A 16573-nucleotide genomic window follows, 5' to 3' on the forward strand; every position below is an offset into this window, starting at 1 on the left:
GGGCGCCGCTTTCGCGACGCCCACAGCGGTTCGGCAGCTTACGCGGCCTGGAGGTTGACGGCCGAGGTCTTGCCGCGATTGTCGGTCTCCAGCTCGTAGGAAACGCGCTGGTCCTTATCGAGCATGCGCATGCCGGCGCGCTCGACGGCCGAGATGTGGACGAAGGCGTCGCCGCCGCCATTTTCCGGCGCGATGAAGCCATAGCCCTTGTCGGCATTGAAGAATTTTACGGTACCGGTAATCATGAGGATATCCTTATCCCTGGTGCGGGCACGCGCCAAAGCGGCACGTCCCGGCTTCGTGAGGCTAGAAAGGGATCAAGGGAGAGCCAGAGCGGCCCGAAATCCGTCAATGCGACGTCAGCACGACCTATATAGGGCAGAATGGCCGGAAATGGAAGCGCCGCTGCTTTCGCTGTCCTATTTGCGCGCGCCGAGTCATAAACTGGCCGATGCAAGACTCAGCCGACCCCCTCGCCTTCACGCCGGTTCCCCGCGTCCGCAGCCGCCGCGACGGCTGGTCTGCCGAACGACAGCAGCGCTTTATCGAACTGCTGGCGCAGATCGGCCTCGTCGCTATTTGTGCTCGCGCCGTCGGCATGTCGGCCAAATCGGCCTATGCTCTGCGCAAGCGTCCCGGCGCTGAGGATTTCGCCCGCGCCTGGGACGAAGCGGTCGGGCTCGGCCGCTTTCGAGCAGAAAGAGAGGCGATCGACCGGGCTCTTCACGGCGAACGGCGGCCGGTCTTCTACAAGGGCAGGCAGATCGGCGAGCGCACCGTCTACAACGACAAGCTCCTCATCGCCGTGCTCCGCGCCAAGCATCCGAAATATGCCGGCGGCGGGTTCGAGGGGTGGTGAGCCCGATGCGCGAACTGCACAAGCCGCACATTCTGCAGACGCAACGCCCCGTGACCTTTGTTACCTTTGTGCAGCTTGTGCGGCTGAAAGCCGAAGCCGGTTGCCGCCTTTTCGCCACCGACCTAGGAGCAGCCGCGTGACCGCCGCCGCGCTGCCCTCCTCCCCGCTCGCCATCCCGGATTACCGCTACTTCTGGATTGCGCGCTTTTCGGCGGTGCTCGCGACGACGGCGATGGTGGTGGTGATCGGCTGGCAGCTCTACGATGTGGCCCGCGCCGATTACGGCATGTCGGTTCGCGACGCCGCCTTCATGCTGGGGCTGCTCGGCGCCGTCCAGTTCGTGCCTCTGGCGCTGCTCACTCCCGTCGCCGGCTGGGTCGCGGACCGGTTCGAGCGGCGGCTGGTGGCGCGGCTGGCGAACGGCATTGACATGAGCATCGCCATTGCGCTCGGCATTGCCACCGCCAGCGACGCCCTAACCTTGCCGCTGCTGTTCGGCGTCGCCGCGCTGCACGGCGTCGCCCGCGTGTTCATCGGCCCGGCGATGAGCGCCATCGCACCGAACATCGTGCCGCCGGAACTGCTACCCCGTGCCATCGCGATGAACTCCATCGCATGGCAAAGCGCCTCGGTCGCCGGTCCGGCCCTCGGGGGCGCACTCTACGCCATTGGCGCCGACCTGGCCTATTGGGTCGCCGCCGGCTTCCTGCTGCTCGCCATCGTCGCGCTGACACCCGTGCGCCGCGTGGTGCCACCGCCGATCGCCGGCAATGCCCATCCGCTGCGGCAGATGGCGGACGGTCTTTCCTATGTGAAGCACCACCGTTTCCTGCTCGGCGCCATCACCCTCGACCTGTTCGCGGTGCTGCTCGGCGGCGCGACGGCGCTGCTCCCTGTTTTCGCGCGCGATATCCTAAAGGTCGGCCCCGAAGGCCTGGGCTGGCTCCGCGCCGCGCCGGCAATGGGCGCGGCCGTCGTGGCGCTCTGGTTTGCCTGGCGCCCACTCCACCGCAATGTCGGGGCCAAGATGCTGCTGGCCGTCGCGGGCTTCGGCGCCGCGACGATCGTCTTCGGTCTGTCGGAATCGATGCTGGTCTCGATGGCGGCTTTGATCCTGCTGGGCGGCCTCGACATGCTGTCCGTCTATGTCCGCTCCTCGCTCGTCCAGCTGCACACGCCGGACACCATGCGCGGCCGTGTCTCGGCCGTATCGGGCCTCGCTATCTCCGCGTCGAACGAGCTGGGCGAACTCCAGTCCGGGATCGCCGCCGCGCTGCTCGGCCCGGTCGGCGCGGTCGTGTTCGGCGGGGCCGGCGCCATAGCGGTGACCGGACTTTACGCCTACTACTTCCCTGAACTCCGCCGTGCCCGCACCTTCGATCCGCCCGAAACCGCCCTTCCCGAAGCCGTTATGCAGGAGAAGCCCGCATGAAAGCCGCCAACATCCTCGAGACCATCGGCCAGACGCCCCACATCCGGATCAACCGGCTGTTCCCGAACAGCGAGGTCTGGATCAAGTCGGAGCGGTCCAACCCCGGCGGCTCGATCAAGGACCGCATCGCGCTCGCCATGATCGAGGATGCCGAACGCTCGGGCAAGCTTCAGCCGGGCGGCACCATCGTCGAGCCGACCTCCGGCAACACCGGCATCGGCCTCGCCATGGTCGCGGCGGTCAAGGGCTATCGGCTGGTGCTGGTCATGCCCGAAAGCATGTCGATCGAGCGCCGCCGCCTGATGCTCGCTTATGGCGCGACCTTTGACCTGACGCCGCGCGAAAAGGGCATGAAGGGTGCGATCGAGCGCGCGCTGGAGATCGTCGACACTACGCCCGGCGCCTGGATGCCGCAGCAGTTCGAAAACTCTTCGAACATCGACGTCCATGTGCGGACCACGTCACAGGAAATCCTGAACGACTTTCGGGACACCCCGATCGACGTGCTGGTCACCGGCGTCGGCACCGGCGGGCACATCACCGGTTGCGCGCAGGTGCTGAAGCGGGAATGGCCGAACCTCAAGGTGTTCGCGGTCGAGCCGACACTGTCGCCGGTCATTTCGGGAGGCCAGCCCGGCCCGCATCCCATCCAGGGCATCGGCGCCGGCTTCGTGCCCGCAAATCTTCACACGCAGCTGCTCGACGGCGTGATCCAGGTCGACCCCGCCGTCGCCAAGGACATGGCGCGGCGTGCGGCCGCAGAAGAAGGCATGCTGGTCGGCATCAGCTCCGGCGCAACCCTTGCCGCCATCCTGCAAAAACTGCCTGACCTGCCCGACACGGTCCGCGTGCTCGGCTTCAACTATGACACGGGCGAGCGTTACCTGTCGGTGCCGGATTTCTTACCCGAGGCTTGATCGCGTCGCAGCGCGTCCTCATCTCATCGCCGACTGACAGCGCGGGCGCATTCTGCTATGCGCCCGCGCCTTCGTTTTCGGAGACTGTTGATTGTTTGCCATGCTGACACAGCATCGTGACGCGCGCGACTGGCTCGCTGCCGCCTTCGTCGTGCTGCTGGTCGCTGCCGGCATCTGGGCCGCCCAGGTGCGCAGCGCCGGCTTCTTTGGTGATGCCTCTACCGTCGTGCAGCTGAGCGAGACCGCGCCGCCCGGGTCCCTGCCGCCCGCGCCTCCGGTCGAGCCGGTCCGCTATGCGGAGGTTGCGCCCGAAGACGCGGTCAAGATCAACGAGGCGGTGCCCTTCTCCACCGCGCCCAACCCTGCCGCCAAGCCCTTCCGCTTGGCCGCTGGCGGCGACGACCAGACCCGCGCCGTCGACTGCCTGACGGCAGCAGCCTACTACGAAGCCGCGACGGAAGGCGCCGACGGTATGCGCGCCGTCGCTCAGGTCGTGATCAACCGCCTCCGCCATCCTGCTTTCCCGAAGACCATCTGCGGCGTGGTGTTCCAGGGCTCCGAACGGACGACGGGCTGTCAGTTCACCTTCACCTGCGACGGCGCCATCGCCCGCGCTCCGATCCCCTCGCTTTGGCGCCAGGCGCGGGAGGTCGCGGCGGCCGCGCTCAAGGGCAAGGTCTACAAGCCTGTCGGTCACTCGACCCATTATCACACCAACTGGGTCGTGCCGTACTGGAGCGGATCGCTCGACAAGGTCGCGCAGGTTGGCACTCACCTCTTCTTCCGTTGGCAGGGGTGGTGGGGCACGCCTGGGGCTTTCCGAAGCGGCTATGCCGGCAGCGAGGCTCCGATCGCCAAGATGGCGGCGCTGTCGCCCGCCCATGCCGGTGCCGAGGAGATGCAGCTTGCAGAGGCCGAAAAGCCGGTCTCGCCCGAGCAACTGAAGGATCGTGGCGCCAAGCAGCTGAAGATCGTCTCGCCGGGCGGCGACGCCTTTGTCGTGGTGCTCGATCGCAAGGTGCCGGCCAGCCAATATCCGTCGCTCGCTCTCGCCGCCTGCGGTGAGAAGGAGTTCTGCAAGTTCATGGGCTGGACCGATGCGGACCGGGCGCCGAAAGGCTTCCCGATCACCGACCAGGCGCACAGGGCGCTGTCGTTCAGCTATCTCCGCAACAGGTCGAACGGCTTTGAGAAAATGCTGTGGAACTGCAAGGAGTTCACGCGGTCCGACCCGGCGCAGTGCATGAAGGCGCTCTGAACCGCTTGGCGTCGGGCGCCGCAGCCCCTAGCCATCGGGGCATGCAGGTCCCCGCCCGCCCCCTTGATCGCCCAATCGTGCTGGTCGGGCTGATGGGCGTGGGCAAGACGACGGTCGGCCGGCGGCTGGCGCAGAAGCTCGACGTCCCCTTCGTCGATGCCGACGAGGAGATTGAGGCCGCGGCGGGCCTTAGCATTTCGGAGATCTTCGAGCGGTTCGGCGAACCTTATTTCCGCGATGGCGAGCGGCGGGTGATCGCACGGCTGATCGATGGCAGCCCCAAGGTAATCGCGACCGGCGGCGGCGCCTTCATGAACGACCGCACCCGCGCCCTGATCCTCGAGCGCGCGATTGCCGTCTGGCTCAAGGCCGATATTGAAACCCTGGTCGAGCGGGTGCGCCGCCGCTCTACCCGTCCGCTGCTGAAGAACCGCGATCCGCGACAGGTGCTGAGCGAATTGGCCGCCGTCCGCGATCCCGTCTATGCGCTCGCGCCGATCCACGTCCGCAGCCAGCCCTCGCCGCACGAGGCAACCGTCCAGTCGATTCTGAGAGCTTTGTCCGAATGACCATCGTTCCCGTGTCGCTCGGCGACCGCAGCTATGACGTGCTGATCGAGGCCGGCGCACTGGACCGGGCCGCCGATTTGCTCGCGCCCTATGCGCGCGAGCGGCTGATCGTCGTTACCGACGAGACGGTCGCGCAGGCGCAGCTCGGGCGCATCCGGCACCCGAACATCATTCCCATCGTTCTGCCAGCAGGCGAGGCGACGAAGAGCTGGAGCCAGCTCGAGTCTCTCTGCGACCAGCTGCTGGAACTGGAGGTCGAACGCGGGGAGCATATTGTCGCTTTAGGCGGCGGCGTGATTGGTGACCTGACCGGCTTTGCGGCAGCGATCGTCAAGCGTGGCATCGGCTTTGTGCAGGTGCCGACCACCCTTCTCGCGCAGGTTGACAGCTCCGTCGGCGGCAAGACAGCGATCAACGCGCGCGCGGGCAAGAACCTGATCGGCGCCTTTCACCAGCCGAGCTTCGTGCTGATCGACCCGACCGTGCTCGATACCCTTCCCGCGCGCGAGTTGCGCGCCGGCTATGCCGAAATAGTCAAATACGGCCTGATCGACGATCCGGACTTCTTCGCCTGGTGCGACGAATATGCCGGCGCCCTGCTGGCCGGCGAAGCACAGGCACGCGAACGTGCCATTGCTCACAGCGTCGCAGCCAAGGCGCGCATCGTCGGCGAGGATGAGCGCGAAACAGCGGACCGTCGTGCCTTACTGAACCTGGGCCACACGTTCGGCCACGCCCTCGAAGCGGAGACCGGATTCGGCAGCGCCCTGCTGCACGGCGAGGCGGTCGCCGCCGGCATGGGCCTCGCTTTCCGCTTTTCGGCCGAGCGCGACCTCTGCCCCGAAAGCGATGCGGTGAAAGTCGCGGAACATCTGCGGCGGGTCGGCTTGCCGCACGACGCCATATCGGCGGGGGTCAGCGCATTGGGCAAGCGCCTCGCCGCGCACATGGCGCACGACAAGAAGAAGGCGAGCGGCCGCGTTCCCTTCATTCTCGCTGGCGGCATCGGCCGGGCCTATGTCGACAAAACCATACCGCTTGAGGACGTGGCCGATTTTCTTGACCGACAACGCGCCTAACGCAGCCGCCAGGCGAGCAGCAGCCAACCCAAAATCATCAGCGCGCCGCCGATCGGCGTGATCGCCCCTAGCCAGCGCGGCGCGCCGAAAGCCATGGCGTAAAGCGTCGCCGCGAACAGCGTTGCCCCGGCGAACAGGGTCCAAAGCGGTCCGAGCGCCACGTGCCGGGCCAGCGCCAGCACCGCCACGGCGTGCACCAGCTGGTACAGGCCGCCGGTGCGCAGCCACTCGGCCTCCTTGCCGGTGAGGCGATGGGCGCCAAACGCCCCGGCCGCAATGGCGATGGCTGCCGACAAGGCGGCAAGCCGCTCCAGCATCAGCCGCTCTCCGCGGGGATGGGGACCGGCGCGTCACGCCGGGGCTCGGCAGTCGGGATGATCATCAGCTCGCCGCCGGCATAGAGATCGCCGTCGACTGACTGAGCCGCGAGCCTTCTGCCGTCGACGTCGCGGTACTGCGCCTCGGTGCGCTCGATCTCGTCCAGATCGATCTCCAGCGCCGCCATCGCCTGCCGCGCCATAGCGATCGCCGACTCGAACACCTCCCGCACCGTCCCCGCCAACGGCGCGCCGGCAAGCCGGATCAGATGCCTGCGATCGAAGGCACGTACAAAGATCTGCGCCTGCGGAAAGCTGTGGGCGATGATCTCGATCCGCTCGCGGTCGAGCTCGTCCCCGTCGATGCAGAACAGGATCAGCTGCGCGTCGGCGGCGCCTGCCTGGCGCAGCAGGTCGAGCCTGGTCCCGTCGCCGAAATAGACCTTGATGCCGAACTCGGTGCTGACATCGATCTGCGCCGCCTTTTTGTCGACCATGGTGACCGACAGGCCCTGGCTCGCCAGCATGAAACCGACCGTCTGGCCGAAGCGCCCCCAGCCGACGACGATGGCGCTGGCGCCGTCATGGCTCGGTCCGGCCAGGTCCGTGCGCTCGGCGACAGGCGGCTCGCGTAGCCGCCGGCTCAGCTGCATCAGAAACGGCGTGGTCGCCATCGACAGGGTGATGACCGCGCCGAACAAGCTCGCCGCCTCGGGCGCGATCAGCAGCGCTTTCTGCGCCTGGGCGAACAGCACGAAGCCGAACTCCCCGCCCTGGCTCAGCAGCAGCCCCATCGCCACCGCCTGCCGCCAGGCCATGCCGAACAAGCGGGCGATGCCGAAGATGATGCCCGCCTTGATCGCGACAAGTCCGGCCGCGACCGCGACCACGAACACCGGCCGCTCGGCGATCGCGCCCAGGTCGAGCAGCATGCCGACAGCGATGAAGAACAGGCCGAGCAGCAATGACCGGAACGGCTCGACATCCGCTTCCAGCTCATGCCGATAGGGCGAGTCGGCGAGCATCACGCCGGCGATGAAGGCACCAAGCGCGCTCGACAGGCCCAGCGCCTGCATCAGCGCGGCGCTGGCGAGCACGGCGAACAGCCCGGCCGCCACGAACAATTCGCGCTCGCCCAATCCGCCGATCAGCCGGAACAGCGGGTTCAGAATATAGCGGCCGGCCAGCACCAGCCCAACCACCGCGCCGACCGTATAGAGACCAAGCACCCAGCCTGGCGGAGCGTTCGCTGCCTCCGGTGCGCGCGACAGCGCGGCGACGATCGTGATGAGCGGAACGATCGACAGGTCTTGCAGCAGCAACACCGAAAAGGCGCGCTGACCGAAGGGTGTCCGAAGCCGCCCGGCCGACTCAAGCATCGGCAGCACTTGCGCCGTCGAGGACAGGGCGAGCGGCAGGCCGATCGCCAGTGCCGCCGCGATGCTGAGCGGCGTCACGCCATAAACGAACGCCGTCAGCGCCGCGCCGCACAGCACGACCTGCAGCAGGCCGAAACCGAAAATGTCGTTCTTCAGCCGCCACAGCCGCTGCGGCGACAGTTCCAGCCCGACAAGGAAGAGCAGCAGCGCAATGCCGATCTCGGCAATGCCGAGCTTCGCCTCCGCATCGCCGACCAAGCCCAAAACTTCGGGGCCGATCAGCACGCCGCTGATCAGATAGCCGAGCGTGGCACCGAGGCCGAGGCGGCGGAACAGCAGCACCAGCACCAGTGCCGCTCCCAGCATGACGAACCCGTCGCGCAGCAGGGTGGCGGGCCCGTGCGCCTCCATCAGGCGCGAGCGCTCAGCGCGGCGGCGGCAGCGGCCTCAAACGGCAAGCGAATGGCGCCATGACGTCCCGGATGCGCGCGCGCCCGGGCGAGCTGATCGAGGCCGGGCCAGCTGCCCGGGTCGCCCCGCTCGCCGGCCAGCCAGGCGGCTAGGGCGTCCCGCGCCTCCGCCAGTTCTTCCGCGGTGCGGCCGATTGCGTGCGAGGCCATCAGATTGGCCGAGGCCTGGCCCAGCGCGCAGGCGGAGACTTCAAGGCCCAGGTCGGCGATCCGGCGATCGGCGTCTAGCCGCACATCCGCCGTCACCCGGCTGCCGCACGCCGGCGAACGCTTTTCCGCCGTCCCGTCGGGCTGCTCCAGCCGCCCGAGATGCGGGATGGTCGCCGCTAGCCGCAGCAGGGCCGTATCGTAGAGCGGCGCGTTCACCGCTCGGGCGCAGCCGGCGTTCCGGTCCGCCTCCGGTTTACCCAGTCGGCCATGGCCCGGCTGCTCGCGTCCAGCAGCGTGTACGTCTGCGCATTTCGCAGCCATTCCGGCCGGTTCGCCGGCCCACCCCGGACGGTGTCGATCACCAGCGTCGCAAGCAGGAACAGCAAGGATGCGAGGATCAGGCCCTTCAGAAACCCGAAGCCGAGCCCGAGAACACGGTCGACGGGCCCGAGCACCGATGTCCGCGTGCGCTTGCCGAGCGCCTGGGCCAAAAACTTGCCCAACAGGAAGGTCAGGCCGAACAGCAGCACGACGGCCAATGCCGCTGCACCGGAACCGCTGCCGACCGGCGTGGAGAGCGCGTCGGTCACCGGCGTATGCAGGAACTTGACCGCCAGCACCGCCAGTACCCAGGCGATCAGCGACAGCGCCTCCTGTACGAAGCCGCGCATGGCGCCCATCGCGGCGCCGCCGCCGAGCAGGACCAGGGCAATGATGTCGAGCGCCGTCATGACGCCGGGCTAACCGCGGCCAAGGAGATGGTCAACGAGGGCGCCCAGCCGCGCAAAGCCGGACAGCCGCACGCCGCCCCCGTCCTTCAAACCCGAAGGCACCAGCGCGCGCTCGAAGCCGAGCTTAGCCGCTTCCTTCAGCCGCAACGCACCATGCGCCACCGGCCGCAGTTCGCCCGACAACGCCACTTCGCCAAACGCGACTGCTTCGGCAGGGATAGGCCGCTCGCTCAATGCGGAGACTAGCGCTGCAGCCACGGCGAGGTCGGCTGCGGGATCGGACAGGCGGTAACCGCCGGCGACGTTCAGATAGACTTCAGCACTGGAGAAACTCAGCCCGCAGCGCGCTTCCAGGACGGCGAGGATCATCGCCAGCCGCCCCGAGTCCCAACCGACGACCGCACGGCGCGGTGTCGCCCCGCTCGCTAGCCGCACGACCAAGGCCTGGATCTCGACCAGCACCGGCCGCGTCCCTTCCAGCGCCGGAAACACGATCGCGCCGCTGACATTCTCGTCACGATGCGTGAGGAACAGGGCGGAAGGATTTGAAACTTCGTCCAATCCTCCTTCGCCCATCGCGAAGACGCCGATCTCGTCGGTGCCGCCGAACCGGTTCTTGATCGCCCGCAGGATGCGGTATTGGTGGCTCCGCTCCCCTTCGAAGCTCAGCACCGTGTCCACCATATGCTCGAGCACCCGAGGCCCGGCGATGGTGCCATCCTTGGTGACGTGCCCGACCAGCACCACGGCTGTACCGCGTTCCTTGGCGAAGCGGATCAGTTCGCCGGCGGAGGCGCGGACCTGGCTGACGGTGCCCGGCGCGCCCTCGATCAGGTCCGAATGCATGGTCTGGATCGAGTCGATCACCAGCAGGTCGGGAGCATTGGTCCGGAGCGTGGTCAGGATGTCGCGGACCGATGTCGCCGCCGCGAGCTGCACCGGCGCGTGGCCGAGCCCGAGCCGCCGAGCCCGAAGCCGCACCTGATCAGCCGCTTCTTCTCCAGACACATAGGCCACAGTCTTACCAGCGGACGCGAGCTTTGCCGTGGCTTGCAGCAACAAAGTCGACTTGCCGATACCAGGGTCGCCGCCGATCAGCGTCGCCGACCCCGCGACGAAGCCGCCGCCCAAGGCCCGGTCCAGCTCCGCGATGCCGGTCGGCATGCGCGCCGGCAGCGCGATGTCGGCATTCAGCCCCACCAGATCGATCGCGCGGCCGCCCGACTGGAGATTGTGGCGCGCCTGGAACGGCGTCACCACCGCGCCGGCGTCCTCGACAAGCGTGTTCCACTCGGCACAGTCGCCGCACTGCCCCGCCCATTTCGGCGAGACCGATCCGCACGCCTGGCAAACATAACGCTTCTGGGGTTTGGCCATGCCCCAGCTTTAGGAACAAAGCGGGACCGGCGCTAGAGGCCGAACGGCCAGGTCTCGTCGCCAGAGCCATGTTCCTCTGGTCCCGGTGGTAGCGCAGTCACCGCCTGCGTCTCGTCGAACCAGACAAACGCGTCATATTGCCTGGCGAGCGACGCCTCCGAATAGTGACTCCAGCGCTCGGTGTCCGACCGGTAGATGACGCCGATATAGCGCTCCAGTCTTTCCCCGGTGAGCGCCTGCCGGACTTCGTCGTCGGCGCCCCGCAGATCGAGCAAGAAGCGCTGGATGCCGCTATCGTGCATCAGCCGCTCGAAACTGTCCGGTCGCGACGGCTTCACCCGCTTGATCTTCATCGGCGAGTCCCAGTCGTCGGCCGCCGCGACAGTGCCGGTGTGGGTGCCGAAGCCGACCAGCCGCACCGCCTCTTCGCCGCGCGCCTCCCGCACCAGCTGGCCGAGGTTCCACTCGCCGCGAGTCTCGCCCATGTCGGTGAAGCGCGCGTCGCCGATATGGCTGTTATGCGCCCAGACCACCGCCTTGGCCTGCGGCCCCTTCCAGCGCAGCAGCAGTTCCAGCGTGTCGGCCATATGCTCGTCGCGCAGGTTCCAACTGGCCGCCGAGCCATGATACATGGCGCGGTAATAGGCCTCGGCATTGGCGACGAGCCGGGCGTTCTGCGCCGCATCGAGAAAGGCGTCGGGATCATCGGCGGCATAAACATGCTCGCGCGCGAACAGGTCGCGCAGCATCTGAACCACCGCGCCCTCGCACCGCGCATGGCCCTCGCTCCGGGCGATGGCGCCGTAAATGGCCGGCTCCTCCTTCCACGGCTTCAAGCAGCCATAGCGTTTGCGTGCCACCTGCGCCGCTTCGGGATCGGTGCGGTCAAGATAGCCGATCACTGCGGAAATCGACGCGTTCATGTTATAGAGATCGAGGCCGTGAAAGCTGACCGGCTGGGTTGCGTCGAGGTTATGGCCGCGCAGCCAATCGACGAAAGCGGCGAACTCGGCATTGCGCCACATCCAGGTCGGAAAGCGCGTGAACGGCGTCTCCGCCTCGGGCGGAGCCGGCTTGCCGCGGACCACGCGGTCGATCACCGCCGCGTCCGGCCAGTCCGCCTCGACCGCGACCAGGTTGAAGCCGTGCAGCTCGATCAGCCGACGCGTGATCGCCGCCCGCGCGTGGTAAAACTCGGACGTACCATGGCTCGCCTCGCCGAGCAGCACGACCTGCGCCTCACCGAGCCGATCGAACGCATCCGCGAATGCCGGATCGTCCAGCTCCGGCAACGGCTCCGCCGCCCCGGCGATCAACTGGGGAATGGCGCGGGTCTCGACCTCCAGCATAGAGTCCTCCGGTTCGATTCAGCAGAACGGATGGGATCGATAGAGGTTCTGCCTTGCTCGGGGCCGGAGCGCCTGTTTCAACAAGGCAAGTTCAAGGAGTGGGGCATGGCTGGAGATGGTGGACCGATCGGCAACGTCGCGCTGCTGATCGATGCGGACAATGCCTCGCCTGACTCGCTCGACGCGGTTCTGACCGTGCTGGCGGAGTTGGGCACCGTGAACATCCGGCGCGCTTATGGTAACTGGAGCAAGGCATCGCTCAAGGGCTGGGCGTCGATGACGCACCGGCATGCGATCGAGCCGCAGCAGCAGTTCGACGTCACCAAGGGCAAAAGCGCCACCGACATGCGGATGGTGATCGATGCCATGGACCTGCTCTATCGCGGACGGGTGACCGGCTTCGGCATCATGTCGAGCGACAGCGACTTCATGCCGCTCGCCATGCGCCTTCGGCAGGAGGGTCTGCCTGTCTACGGCTTCGGCACCAGCAAGACGCCGGAGTCATTCCGGCAAGCCTGCACGCGTTTCATCGACGTCGGCGCCTTGAAGGCCGCAGAGCAGGCACAGGAGGCGGAGACCGAACCCACCGTGGACGAGGCGCTGCTGGACCTTCTTGGCGCTGCGTGGAAGTCGGCCAAACGCGACGAGCGCGGCTTCGCCAAGCTGTCAGAGGTCGGGCAGCTTGCTGGCAATCGGTCATCCTTCGATACGCGCAACTACGGCTATAAGCGCCTGTCCGACCTGATCCAGGCGCTTCCAAACTTCACCACCGAGCGCCGCGATGATGGCGCTCTCTACGTCCGCCGCGTGCGGTAGGGCGACACGGCGGCGCTGGTGAGATCGTCATTGCGAGCGCAGCGAAGCAATCCACCCACAAAGCACATGACTTCTGGATTGCTTCGTCGCTTCGCTCCTCGCAATGACGGGGCAAGTTGATGTTATTCCGGTGGCTTTACCTAGTCAGCTTCTTGTACGCCAACCTTGTCGGACGATCCGCCGCATCGCCCAACCGCCGCCGCTTGTCTTCCTCATAGGCCTCGAAGTTCCCTTCGAACCATTCCACATGGCTGTCGCCCTCGAACGCCAGGATGTGCGTGGCCAGGCGGTCGAGGAAGAAGCGGTCGTGGCTGATCACCACCGCGCAGCCCGCGAAGTTCTCCAGCGCCTCTTCGAGCGCGCGCAGCGTCTCGACGTCGAGGTCGTTGGTCGGCTCGTCAAGCAGCAGCACATTGCCGCCTTTTTTCAGCATCTTCGCCATGTGCACGCGGTTGCGCTCGCCGCCCGACAGCTGGCCGACCTTCTTCTGCTGGTCCTGGCCCTTGAAGTTGAAGGCGCCGACATAGGCGCGCGTCGACATTTCGTGCTTGCCGACGGACATGATGTCGTGCCCGCCCGAAACCTCTTCCCAGACATTCTTGTTGGGGTCGAGCGCGTCGCGGCTCTGGTCGACATAGCCCAAGCGCACCGTCGGGCCGATATCGATCGAACCCGTGTCCGGCTGCTCCTGACCGGTGATCAGTTTGAACAAGGTTGACTTACCGGCGCCGTTCGGACCGATCACGCCGACGATCCCGCCCGGCGGCAGAGTGAAGCTCAAATCCTCGAACAGCAATTTGTCGCCATAGGCTTTGGAGACACCATTGACCTCGATGACCTTGCCGCCCAGCCGCTCCGGCACCTGGATGACGATCTGCGCCTTGCCGGGCGCCCGATTCTCCTGCTTCTCGACCAGCTCGTCGAATGCGCGGATACGGGCCTTGGACTTGGACTGGCGCGCCTTGGGCGACTGCCGGATCCATTCCAGCTCTTCCTTGATCGCCTTTTGCCGGCCGGCATCCTCGCGCTCTTCCTGCTCCAGGCGCTTCGCCTTCTTCTCCAGGTAAGTCGAGTAATTGCCTTCGTACGGATAATAGCGGCCGCGATCGAGTTCGAGGATCCAGTTCACGACATTGTCGAGGAAGTAGCGGTCGTGCGTGATCATCAGCACGTTGCCTGCATATTCGCGCAGGTGGTTTTCCAGCCACTGTACGCTTTCGGCGTCCAAGTGGTTGGTCGGCTCGTCGAGCAGCAGAATGCTGGGCTTCTGGATCAGCAAGCGGGTCAATGCCACCCGGCGCCGCTCGCCCCCTGAAAGGTTTTCGACACTGGCATCGGAGGGCGGGCAGCGCAGCGCTTCCATCGCGATCTCGAGCTGGTTGTCGAGCGTCCAGCCGTCGACCGCGTCGATCTTGCCCTGGAGGTCGCCCATCTCTTCCATCAACGCGTCGAAATCGGCGTCCGGCTCCGCCATCAGCGCCGAGATCTGGTTGAAGCGATCGACCATGTCGGCAGTCGCGCGCGCGCCGTCCTTCACGTTCTCCAGCACCGTCTTCGACGGGTCGAGCTGCGGCTCCTGCGCCAGGTAGCCGACCGTGATCCCCTCGCCCGCCCAGGCCTCGCCCGCGAACTCGGTGTCGATGCCGGCCATGATCTTCATCAGCGTGGACTTGCCGACGCCGTTCGGGCCAACGATGCCGATCTTCGCATCGGGGTAGAATTGCAGGTTGATGTTGTTGAGGATCGGCTTGGGGGCACCCGGGAAGGTCTTGGTCATCCCGTGCATAACATAGGAATATTGCGCGGCCATCGGCCTGATCTCCGGTTCGAACTGCTGCTGTAAGGATTTGGCGGGCGCGTTAGCGAAGCCGCCGGGACTTGGCAAACGCTTGGCCCCTTAGTTAGGGCGGGAACATGCTGAAACAACGCCTCGCGCTGCTCGCCCTTCCCTTCCTCGTCGCCGCGGCGCCGCACGATGCGGAGAAGCTGCGCGATGCCGCGCTCAAGGACACCGTCGCCTGGGATATCGTCGAGGATCTGACGACGGAGATCGGGCCCCGCCTCGCCGGCACCGAGGCTGAAGCCCGGGCCCGCGCTTGGGCCGTGGCGCGGCTTAAGGCGATGGGCTTCGCTAATGTCCGCGTCGAAGAGTTCGACATGCCCGTCTGGGTGCGCGGCGAGGAACGGGCGGAGGTGCTCGGCGGCAATCCGCAGCCGCTGGCGTTGACTGCGCTCGGCAACTCCGGAGCCACGCCGCCACAAGGCGTCGAAGCCGAAGTGATCGCCTTCGACAGCGTCGCGGAGCTGACCGCCGCATCGGCCGAACGGCTCCGGGGCAAGATCGTCTTCGTCACGCACCGGATGAACAAGGCGCAGGACGGCTCTTCCTATGGCTATTTCGGGCCGGTGCGGCGGCTGGCGCCTTCGATTGCCTCGCAAAAGGGTGCGGCAGCGATCGTGATCCGCTCGCTCGGCACCGATAATCATCGCTTCCCGCACACCGGCAATCAGAGCTGGAGCGACGGTGCCCAGCCCATTCCGGCGGCCGCCCTCTCCAACCCCGATGCGGACCAGCTGGAGCGGCTAATCAAGCGCGGCAAGCCGGTCCGGTTGCGGCTGGTCCTCACCCCGCGGCAGGTCGGCATCGGAAAATCGGGCAATGTCATCGCCGAAGTGCCGGGCACCGATCCACGCGCCGGCATCGTGCTGGTCGGCGGTCACCTCGACAGCTGGGACCTGGGCACCGGCGCGATCGACGACGGTGCCGGCGTCGCGATCACCGCCGCCGCCGCCAAGCGCATCATGGATGCGGGCCGGCCGAAGCGCACCATCCGCCTCGTCTGGTTCGGCGCGGAGGAAGTCGGCGTGCGTGGTGGCGAAGCCTATCGCAGCCGGCATTCGGGCGAGCCGCACGCACTTGCAAGCGAATCAGACTTCGGGGCCGACCGCATCTGGCGCGTCGACTTTGCCCTACCGCCCGCGGCCAAGGCCGTTGCCGATCGCATCGAGGCGGCGCTCGCCCCGCTCGGCATCGCGCGTAGTTCGGTCCAGGCGCGCGGCGGCCCCGACGTGGGGGCACTGGTCGCGTCTGGAGTGCCGGCCGTGACGCTGCAGCAGGACGGCACCGACTATTTCGACCTGCACCACACACACGACGATACGCTCGACAAGATCGACCCCAGGAAACTGGCGCAGAATGTTGCTGCCTGGACGGCGATGCTGGCCGTGGTGGCGAACGCTCCCGAGCCACTGGTCGGGGGCGCGGCGCAATCTCTACCTAAATAGTTTGACTAAGTCTCTGGACTAGTTAATTACTGCTGGCGCGACGGCATCGGGCCGAGCGCACGTTATTCCCTTGGGGAGCACAGGAATGAAGAAGCTGATCGTTGCTGCCGCTGCCGCCGGCCTGATGTCGCTGGCTGCTTGCGGTGAGAAGACCGCCGGTGAGAACGCTGCCGAGAACACCGCGGCTGCGCTTGAGAACCAGGCCGAGAACCTCGAGGCTGCTGCCGAGAACGCGACCAACGAGGCGGCTGCTGCCAACCTCGAAAACGCTGCCGACAACACCGAGGCTGCTGCCGAGAACGTTGCCGACAACGCTGCGACCGCTGCGGACAACGCCGCTGCCGCCAACGCGACCGGCAAGTAAGCCTTTCAGCTTACACGCTTAAGGAGGGCGGTTCCGCAAGGAGCCGCCCTTTTTCATGTTTTGGGATGATGGTCGGGGAGACAGGATTCGAACCTGCGACCCTCTGCTCCCAAAGCAGATGCGCTACCAGACTGCGCTACTCCCCGACGCGGCGCTCCATGCCTGTTGCGCGGTGGCGGTGCAAGCGCCGCGGCAAAGCCGCGCCGTCGGTCCTTGCCTCA

The 16573-nt window shown here is 66.7% G+C and carries 18 protein-coding genes and 1 tRNA gene; 10 read left to right on the forward strand and 9 right to left on the reverse strand.

Features of this window, described 5'->3' with window-relative positions; all coding sequences use genetic code 11:
* Positions 1-38: 38 nt before the first annotated feature.
* Positions 39-245, reverse strand: a complete 207-nt coding sequence (locus VGT77_RS12650) for a cold-shock protein (protein WP_327463101.1) — start codon at positions 243-245, stop codon at positions 39-41.
* 206 nt (positions 246-451) lie between these two features.
* Here VGT77_RS12650 and VGT77_RS12655 point away from each other — a divergent pair, with 206 nt between their 5' ends.
* The 7 genes from VGT77_RS12655 (at position 452) to aroB (ending at position 6114) form a co-directional block, all read left to right on the forward strand.
* The gene (locus VGT77_RS12655) at positions 452-859 is read left to right on the forward strand and encodes a hypothetical protein (RefSeq protein ID WP_327463102.1); all 408 of its coding nucleotides are present in this window, start codon (positions 452-454) and stop codon (positions 857-859) included.
* Positions 860-864: 5 nt separating this feature from the next.
* Positions 865-999, forward strand: a complete 135-nt coding sequence (locus VGT77_RS12660; RefSeq protein WP_327463104.1) for a hypothetical protein — start codon at positions 865-867, stop codon at positions 997-999.
* Positions 996-2291: an MFS transporter gene (locus VGT77_RS12665; RefSeq protein WP_327463106.1), complete on the forward strand. Its 1296-nt coding sequence runs from the start codon at positions 996-998 to the stop codon at positions 2289-2291. The genes VGT77_RS12660 and VGT77_RS12665 overlap by 4 nt, the downstream gene beginning before the upstream one ends.
* The gene (gene cysK / locus VGT77_RS12670) at positions 2288-3208 is read left to right on the forward strand and encodes a cysteine synthase A (protein ID WP_327463109.1); all 921 of its coding nucleotides are present in this window, start codon (positions 2288-2290) and stop codon (positions 3206-3208) included. Before VGT77_RS12665 ends, cysK begins: the two co-directional genes overlap by 4 nt.
* A gap of 100 nt (positions 3209-3308) precedes the next feature.
* Positions 3309-4466, forward strand: a complete 1158-nt coding sequence (locus tag VGT77_RS12675; protein ID WP_327463111.1) for a cell wall hydrolase — start codon at positions 3309-3311, stop codon at positions 4464-4466.
* 41 nt (positions 4467-4507) lie between these two features.
* Complete coding sequence (locus VGT77_RS12680; RefSeq protein ID WP_327463113.1) at positions 4508-5035, forward strand: shikimate kinase; 528 nt, start codon at positions 4508-4510, stop codon at positions 5033-5035.
* The gene (aroB, locus tag VGT77_RS12685) at positions 5032-6114 is read left to right on the forward strand and encodes a 3-dehydroquinate synthase (protein WP_327463115.1); all 1083 of its coding nucleotides are present in this window, start codon (positions 5032-5034) and stop codon (positions 6112-6114) included. The genes VGT77_RS12680 and aroB overlap by 4 nt, the downstream gene beginning before the upstream one ends.
* On the opposite strand, the gene VGT77_RS12690 is transcribed toward aroB, so the two are convergent.
* From VGT77_RS12690 to VGT77_RS12715, 6 genes are read right to left on the reverse strand one after another with little or no spacing between them, the layout of a single operon-like run.
* Positions 6111-6431: a DUF423 domain-containing protein gene (locus VGT77_RS12690; RefSeq protein ID WP_327463117.1), complete on the reverse strand. Its 321-nt coding sequence runs from the start codon at positions 6429-6431 to the stop codon at positions 6111-6113. The two genes, aroB and VGT77_RS12690, sit on opposite strands and share 4 nt — an antisense overlap.
* The gene (locus VGT77_RS12695; protein WP_327463119.1) at positions 6431-8221 is read right to left on the reverse strand and encodes a monovalent cation:proton antiporter-2 (CPA2) family protein; all 1791 of its coding nucleotides are present in this window, start codon (positions 8219-8221) and stop codon (positions 6431-6433) included. Before VGT77_RS12695 ends, VGT77_RS12690 begins: the two co-directional genes overlap by 1 nt.
* The gene (locus VGT77_RS12700) at positions 8221-8646 is read right to left on the reverse strand and encodes an iron-sulfur cluster assembly scaffold protein (RefSeq protein WP_327463121.1); all 426 of its coding nucleotides are present in this window, start codon (positions 8644-8646) and stop codon (positions 8221-8223) included. The genes VGT77_RS12695 and VGT77_RS12700 overlap by 1 nt, the downstream gene beginning before the upstream one ends.
* Positions 8643-9161, reverse strand: a complete 519-nt coding sequence (locus VGT77_RS12705; RefSeq protein ID WP_327463123.1) for a CvpA family protein — start codon at positions 9159-9161, stop codon at positions 8643-8645. Before VGT77_RS12705 ends, VGT77_RS12700 begins: the two co-directional genes overlap by 4 nt.
* Before the next feature lie 9 nt (positions 9162-9170).
* Positions 9171-10538, reverse strand: coding sequence for a DNA repair protein RadA (gene radA / locus VGT77_RS12710; protein WP_327463125.1), 1368 nt, complete (start codon positions 10536-10538; stop codon positions 9171-9173).
* A 32-nt stretch (positions 10539-10570) separates the two neighbouring features.
* Positions 10571-11887: an erythromycin esterase family protein gene (locus tag VGT77_RS12715; protein ID WP_327463127.1), complete on the reverse strand. Its 1317-nt coding sequence runs from the start codon at positions 11885-11887 to the stop codon at positions 10571-10573.
* Between the two features lie 105 nt (positions 11888-11992).
* On the opposite strand from VGT77_RS12715, the gene VGT77_RS12720 reads away from it, so the two are divergent.
* Positions 11993-12703 (forward strand): NYN domain-containing protein, encoded by a 711-nt coding sequence (locus VGT77_RS12720; protein ID WP_327463129.1) that lies wholly within the window; start codon positions 11993-11995, stop codon positions 12701-12703.
* Positions 12704-12839: 136 nt separating this feature from the next.
* On the opposite strand, the gene ettA is transcribed toward VGT77_RS12720, so the two are convergent.
* The gene (gene ettA / locus VGT77_RS12725; RefSeq protein ID WP_327463131.1) at positions 12840-14513 is read right to left on the reverse strand and encodes an energy-dependent translational throttle protein EttA; all 1674 of its coding nucleotides are present in this window, start codon (positions 14511-14513) and stop codon (positions 12840-12842) included.
* Positions 14514-14617: 104 nt separating this feature from the next.
* Between ettA and VGT77_RS12730 the strand changes: the two genes are divergently transcribed.
* Both VGT77_RS12730 and VGT77_RS12735 read left to right on the forward strand, forming a co-directional pair.
* A complete protein-coding gene (locus tag VGT77_RS12730; RefSeq protein WP_327463133.1) occupies positions 14618-15988 on the forward strand; it encodes a M20/M25/M40 family metallo-hydrolase in 1371 nt (456 codons plus the stop codon).
* An 85-nt stretch (positions 15989-16073) separates the two neighbouring features.
* Positions 16074-16352 carry a hypothetical protein gene (locus VGT77_RS12735; RefSeq protein WP_327463135.1) on the forward strand — a complete coding sequence of 93 codons (279 nt, stop codon included), beginning with the start codon at positions 16074-16076 and terminating at the stop codon, positions 16350-16352.
* 69 nt (positions 16353-16421) lie between these two features.
* Here the strand turns inward: VGT77_RS12735 and VGT77_RS12740 are convergent.
* Positions 16422-16498, reverse strand: a tRNA-Pro gene (locus VGT77_RS12740).
* Positions 16499-16573 lie beyond the last annotated feature (75 nt).

Source organism: Sphingomonas sp., assembly GCF_035944535.1.
Lineage (GTDB): Bacteria > Pseudomonadota > Alphaproteobacteria > Sphingomonadales > Sphingomonadaceae > Sphingomonas_B.

Excerpts from the sequence above, each read along its gene's own strand:
- VGT77_RS12650 (WP_327463101.1), bottom strand. The coding sequence starts at position 245 with ATGATTACCGGTACCGTAAAATTCTTCAATGCCGACAAGGGCTATGGC.
- VGT77_RS12655 (WP_327463102.1), top strand. The coding sequence starts at position 452 with ATGCAAGACTCAGCCGACCCCCTCGCCTTCACGCCGGTTCCCCGCGTC.
- VGT77_RS12660 (WP_327463104.1), top strand. The coding sequence starts at position 865 with ATGCGCGAACTGCACAAGCCGCACATTCTGCAGACGCAACGCCCCGTG.
- cysK (WP_327463109.1), top strand. The coding sequence starts at position 2,288 with ATGAAAGCCGCCAACATCCTCGAGACCATCGGCCAGACGCCCCACATC.
- VGT77_RS12675 (WP_327463111.1), top strand. The coding sequence starts at position 3,309 with ATGCTGACACAGCATCGTGACGCGCGCGACTGGCTCGCTGCCGCCTTC.
- VGT77_RS12680 (WP_327463113.1), top strand. The coding sequence starts at position 4,508 with ATGCAGGTCCCCGCCCGCCCCCTTGATCGCCCAATCGTGCTGGTCGGG.
- aroB (WP_327463115.1), top strand. The coding sequence starts at position 5,032 with ATGACCATCGTTCCCGTGTCGCTCGGCGACCGCAGCTATGACGTGCTG.
- VGT77_RS12690 (WP_327463117.1), bottom strand. The coding sequence starts at position 6,431 with ATGCTGGAGCGGCTTGCCGCCTTGTCGGCAGCCATCGCCATTGCGGCC.
- VGT77_RS12695 (WP_327463119.1), bottom strand. The coding sequence starts at position 8,221 with ATGGAGGCGCACGGGCCCGCCACCCTGCTGCGCGACGGGTTCGTCATG.
- VGT77_RS12705 (WP_327463123.1), bottom strand. The coding sequence starts at position 9,161 with ATGACGGCGCTCGACATCATTGCCCTGGTCCTGCTCGGCGGCGGCGCC.
- radA (WP_327463125.1), bottom strand. The coding sequence starts at position 10,538 with ATGGCCAAACCCCAGAAGCGTTATGTTTGCCAGGCGTGCGGATCGGTC.
- VGT77_RS12715 (WP_327463127.1), bottom strand. The coding sequence starts at position 11,887 with ATGCTGGAGGTCGAGACCCGCGCCATTCCCCAGTTGATCGCCGGGGCG.
- VGT77_RS12720 (WP_327463129.1), top strand. The coding sequence starts at position 11,993 with ATGGCTGGAGATGGTGGACCGATCGGCAACGTCGCGCTGCTGATCGAT.
- ettA (WP_327463131.1), bottom strand. The coding sequence starts at position 14,513 with ATGGCCGCGCAATATTCCTATGTTATGCACGGGATGACCAAGACCTTC.
- VGT77_RS12730 (WP_327463133.1), top strand. The coding sequence starts at position 14,618 with ATGCTGAAACAACGCCTCGCGCTGCTCGCCCTTCCCTTCCTCGTCGCC.
- VGT77_RS12735 (WP_327463135.1), top strand. The coding sequence starts at position 16,074 with ATGAAGAAGCTGATCGTTGCTGCCGCTGCCGCCGGCCTGATGTCGCTG.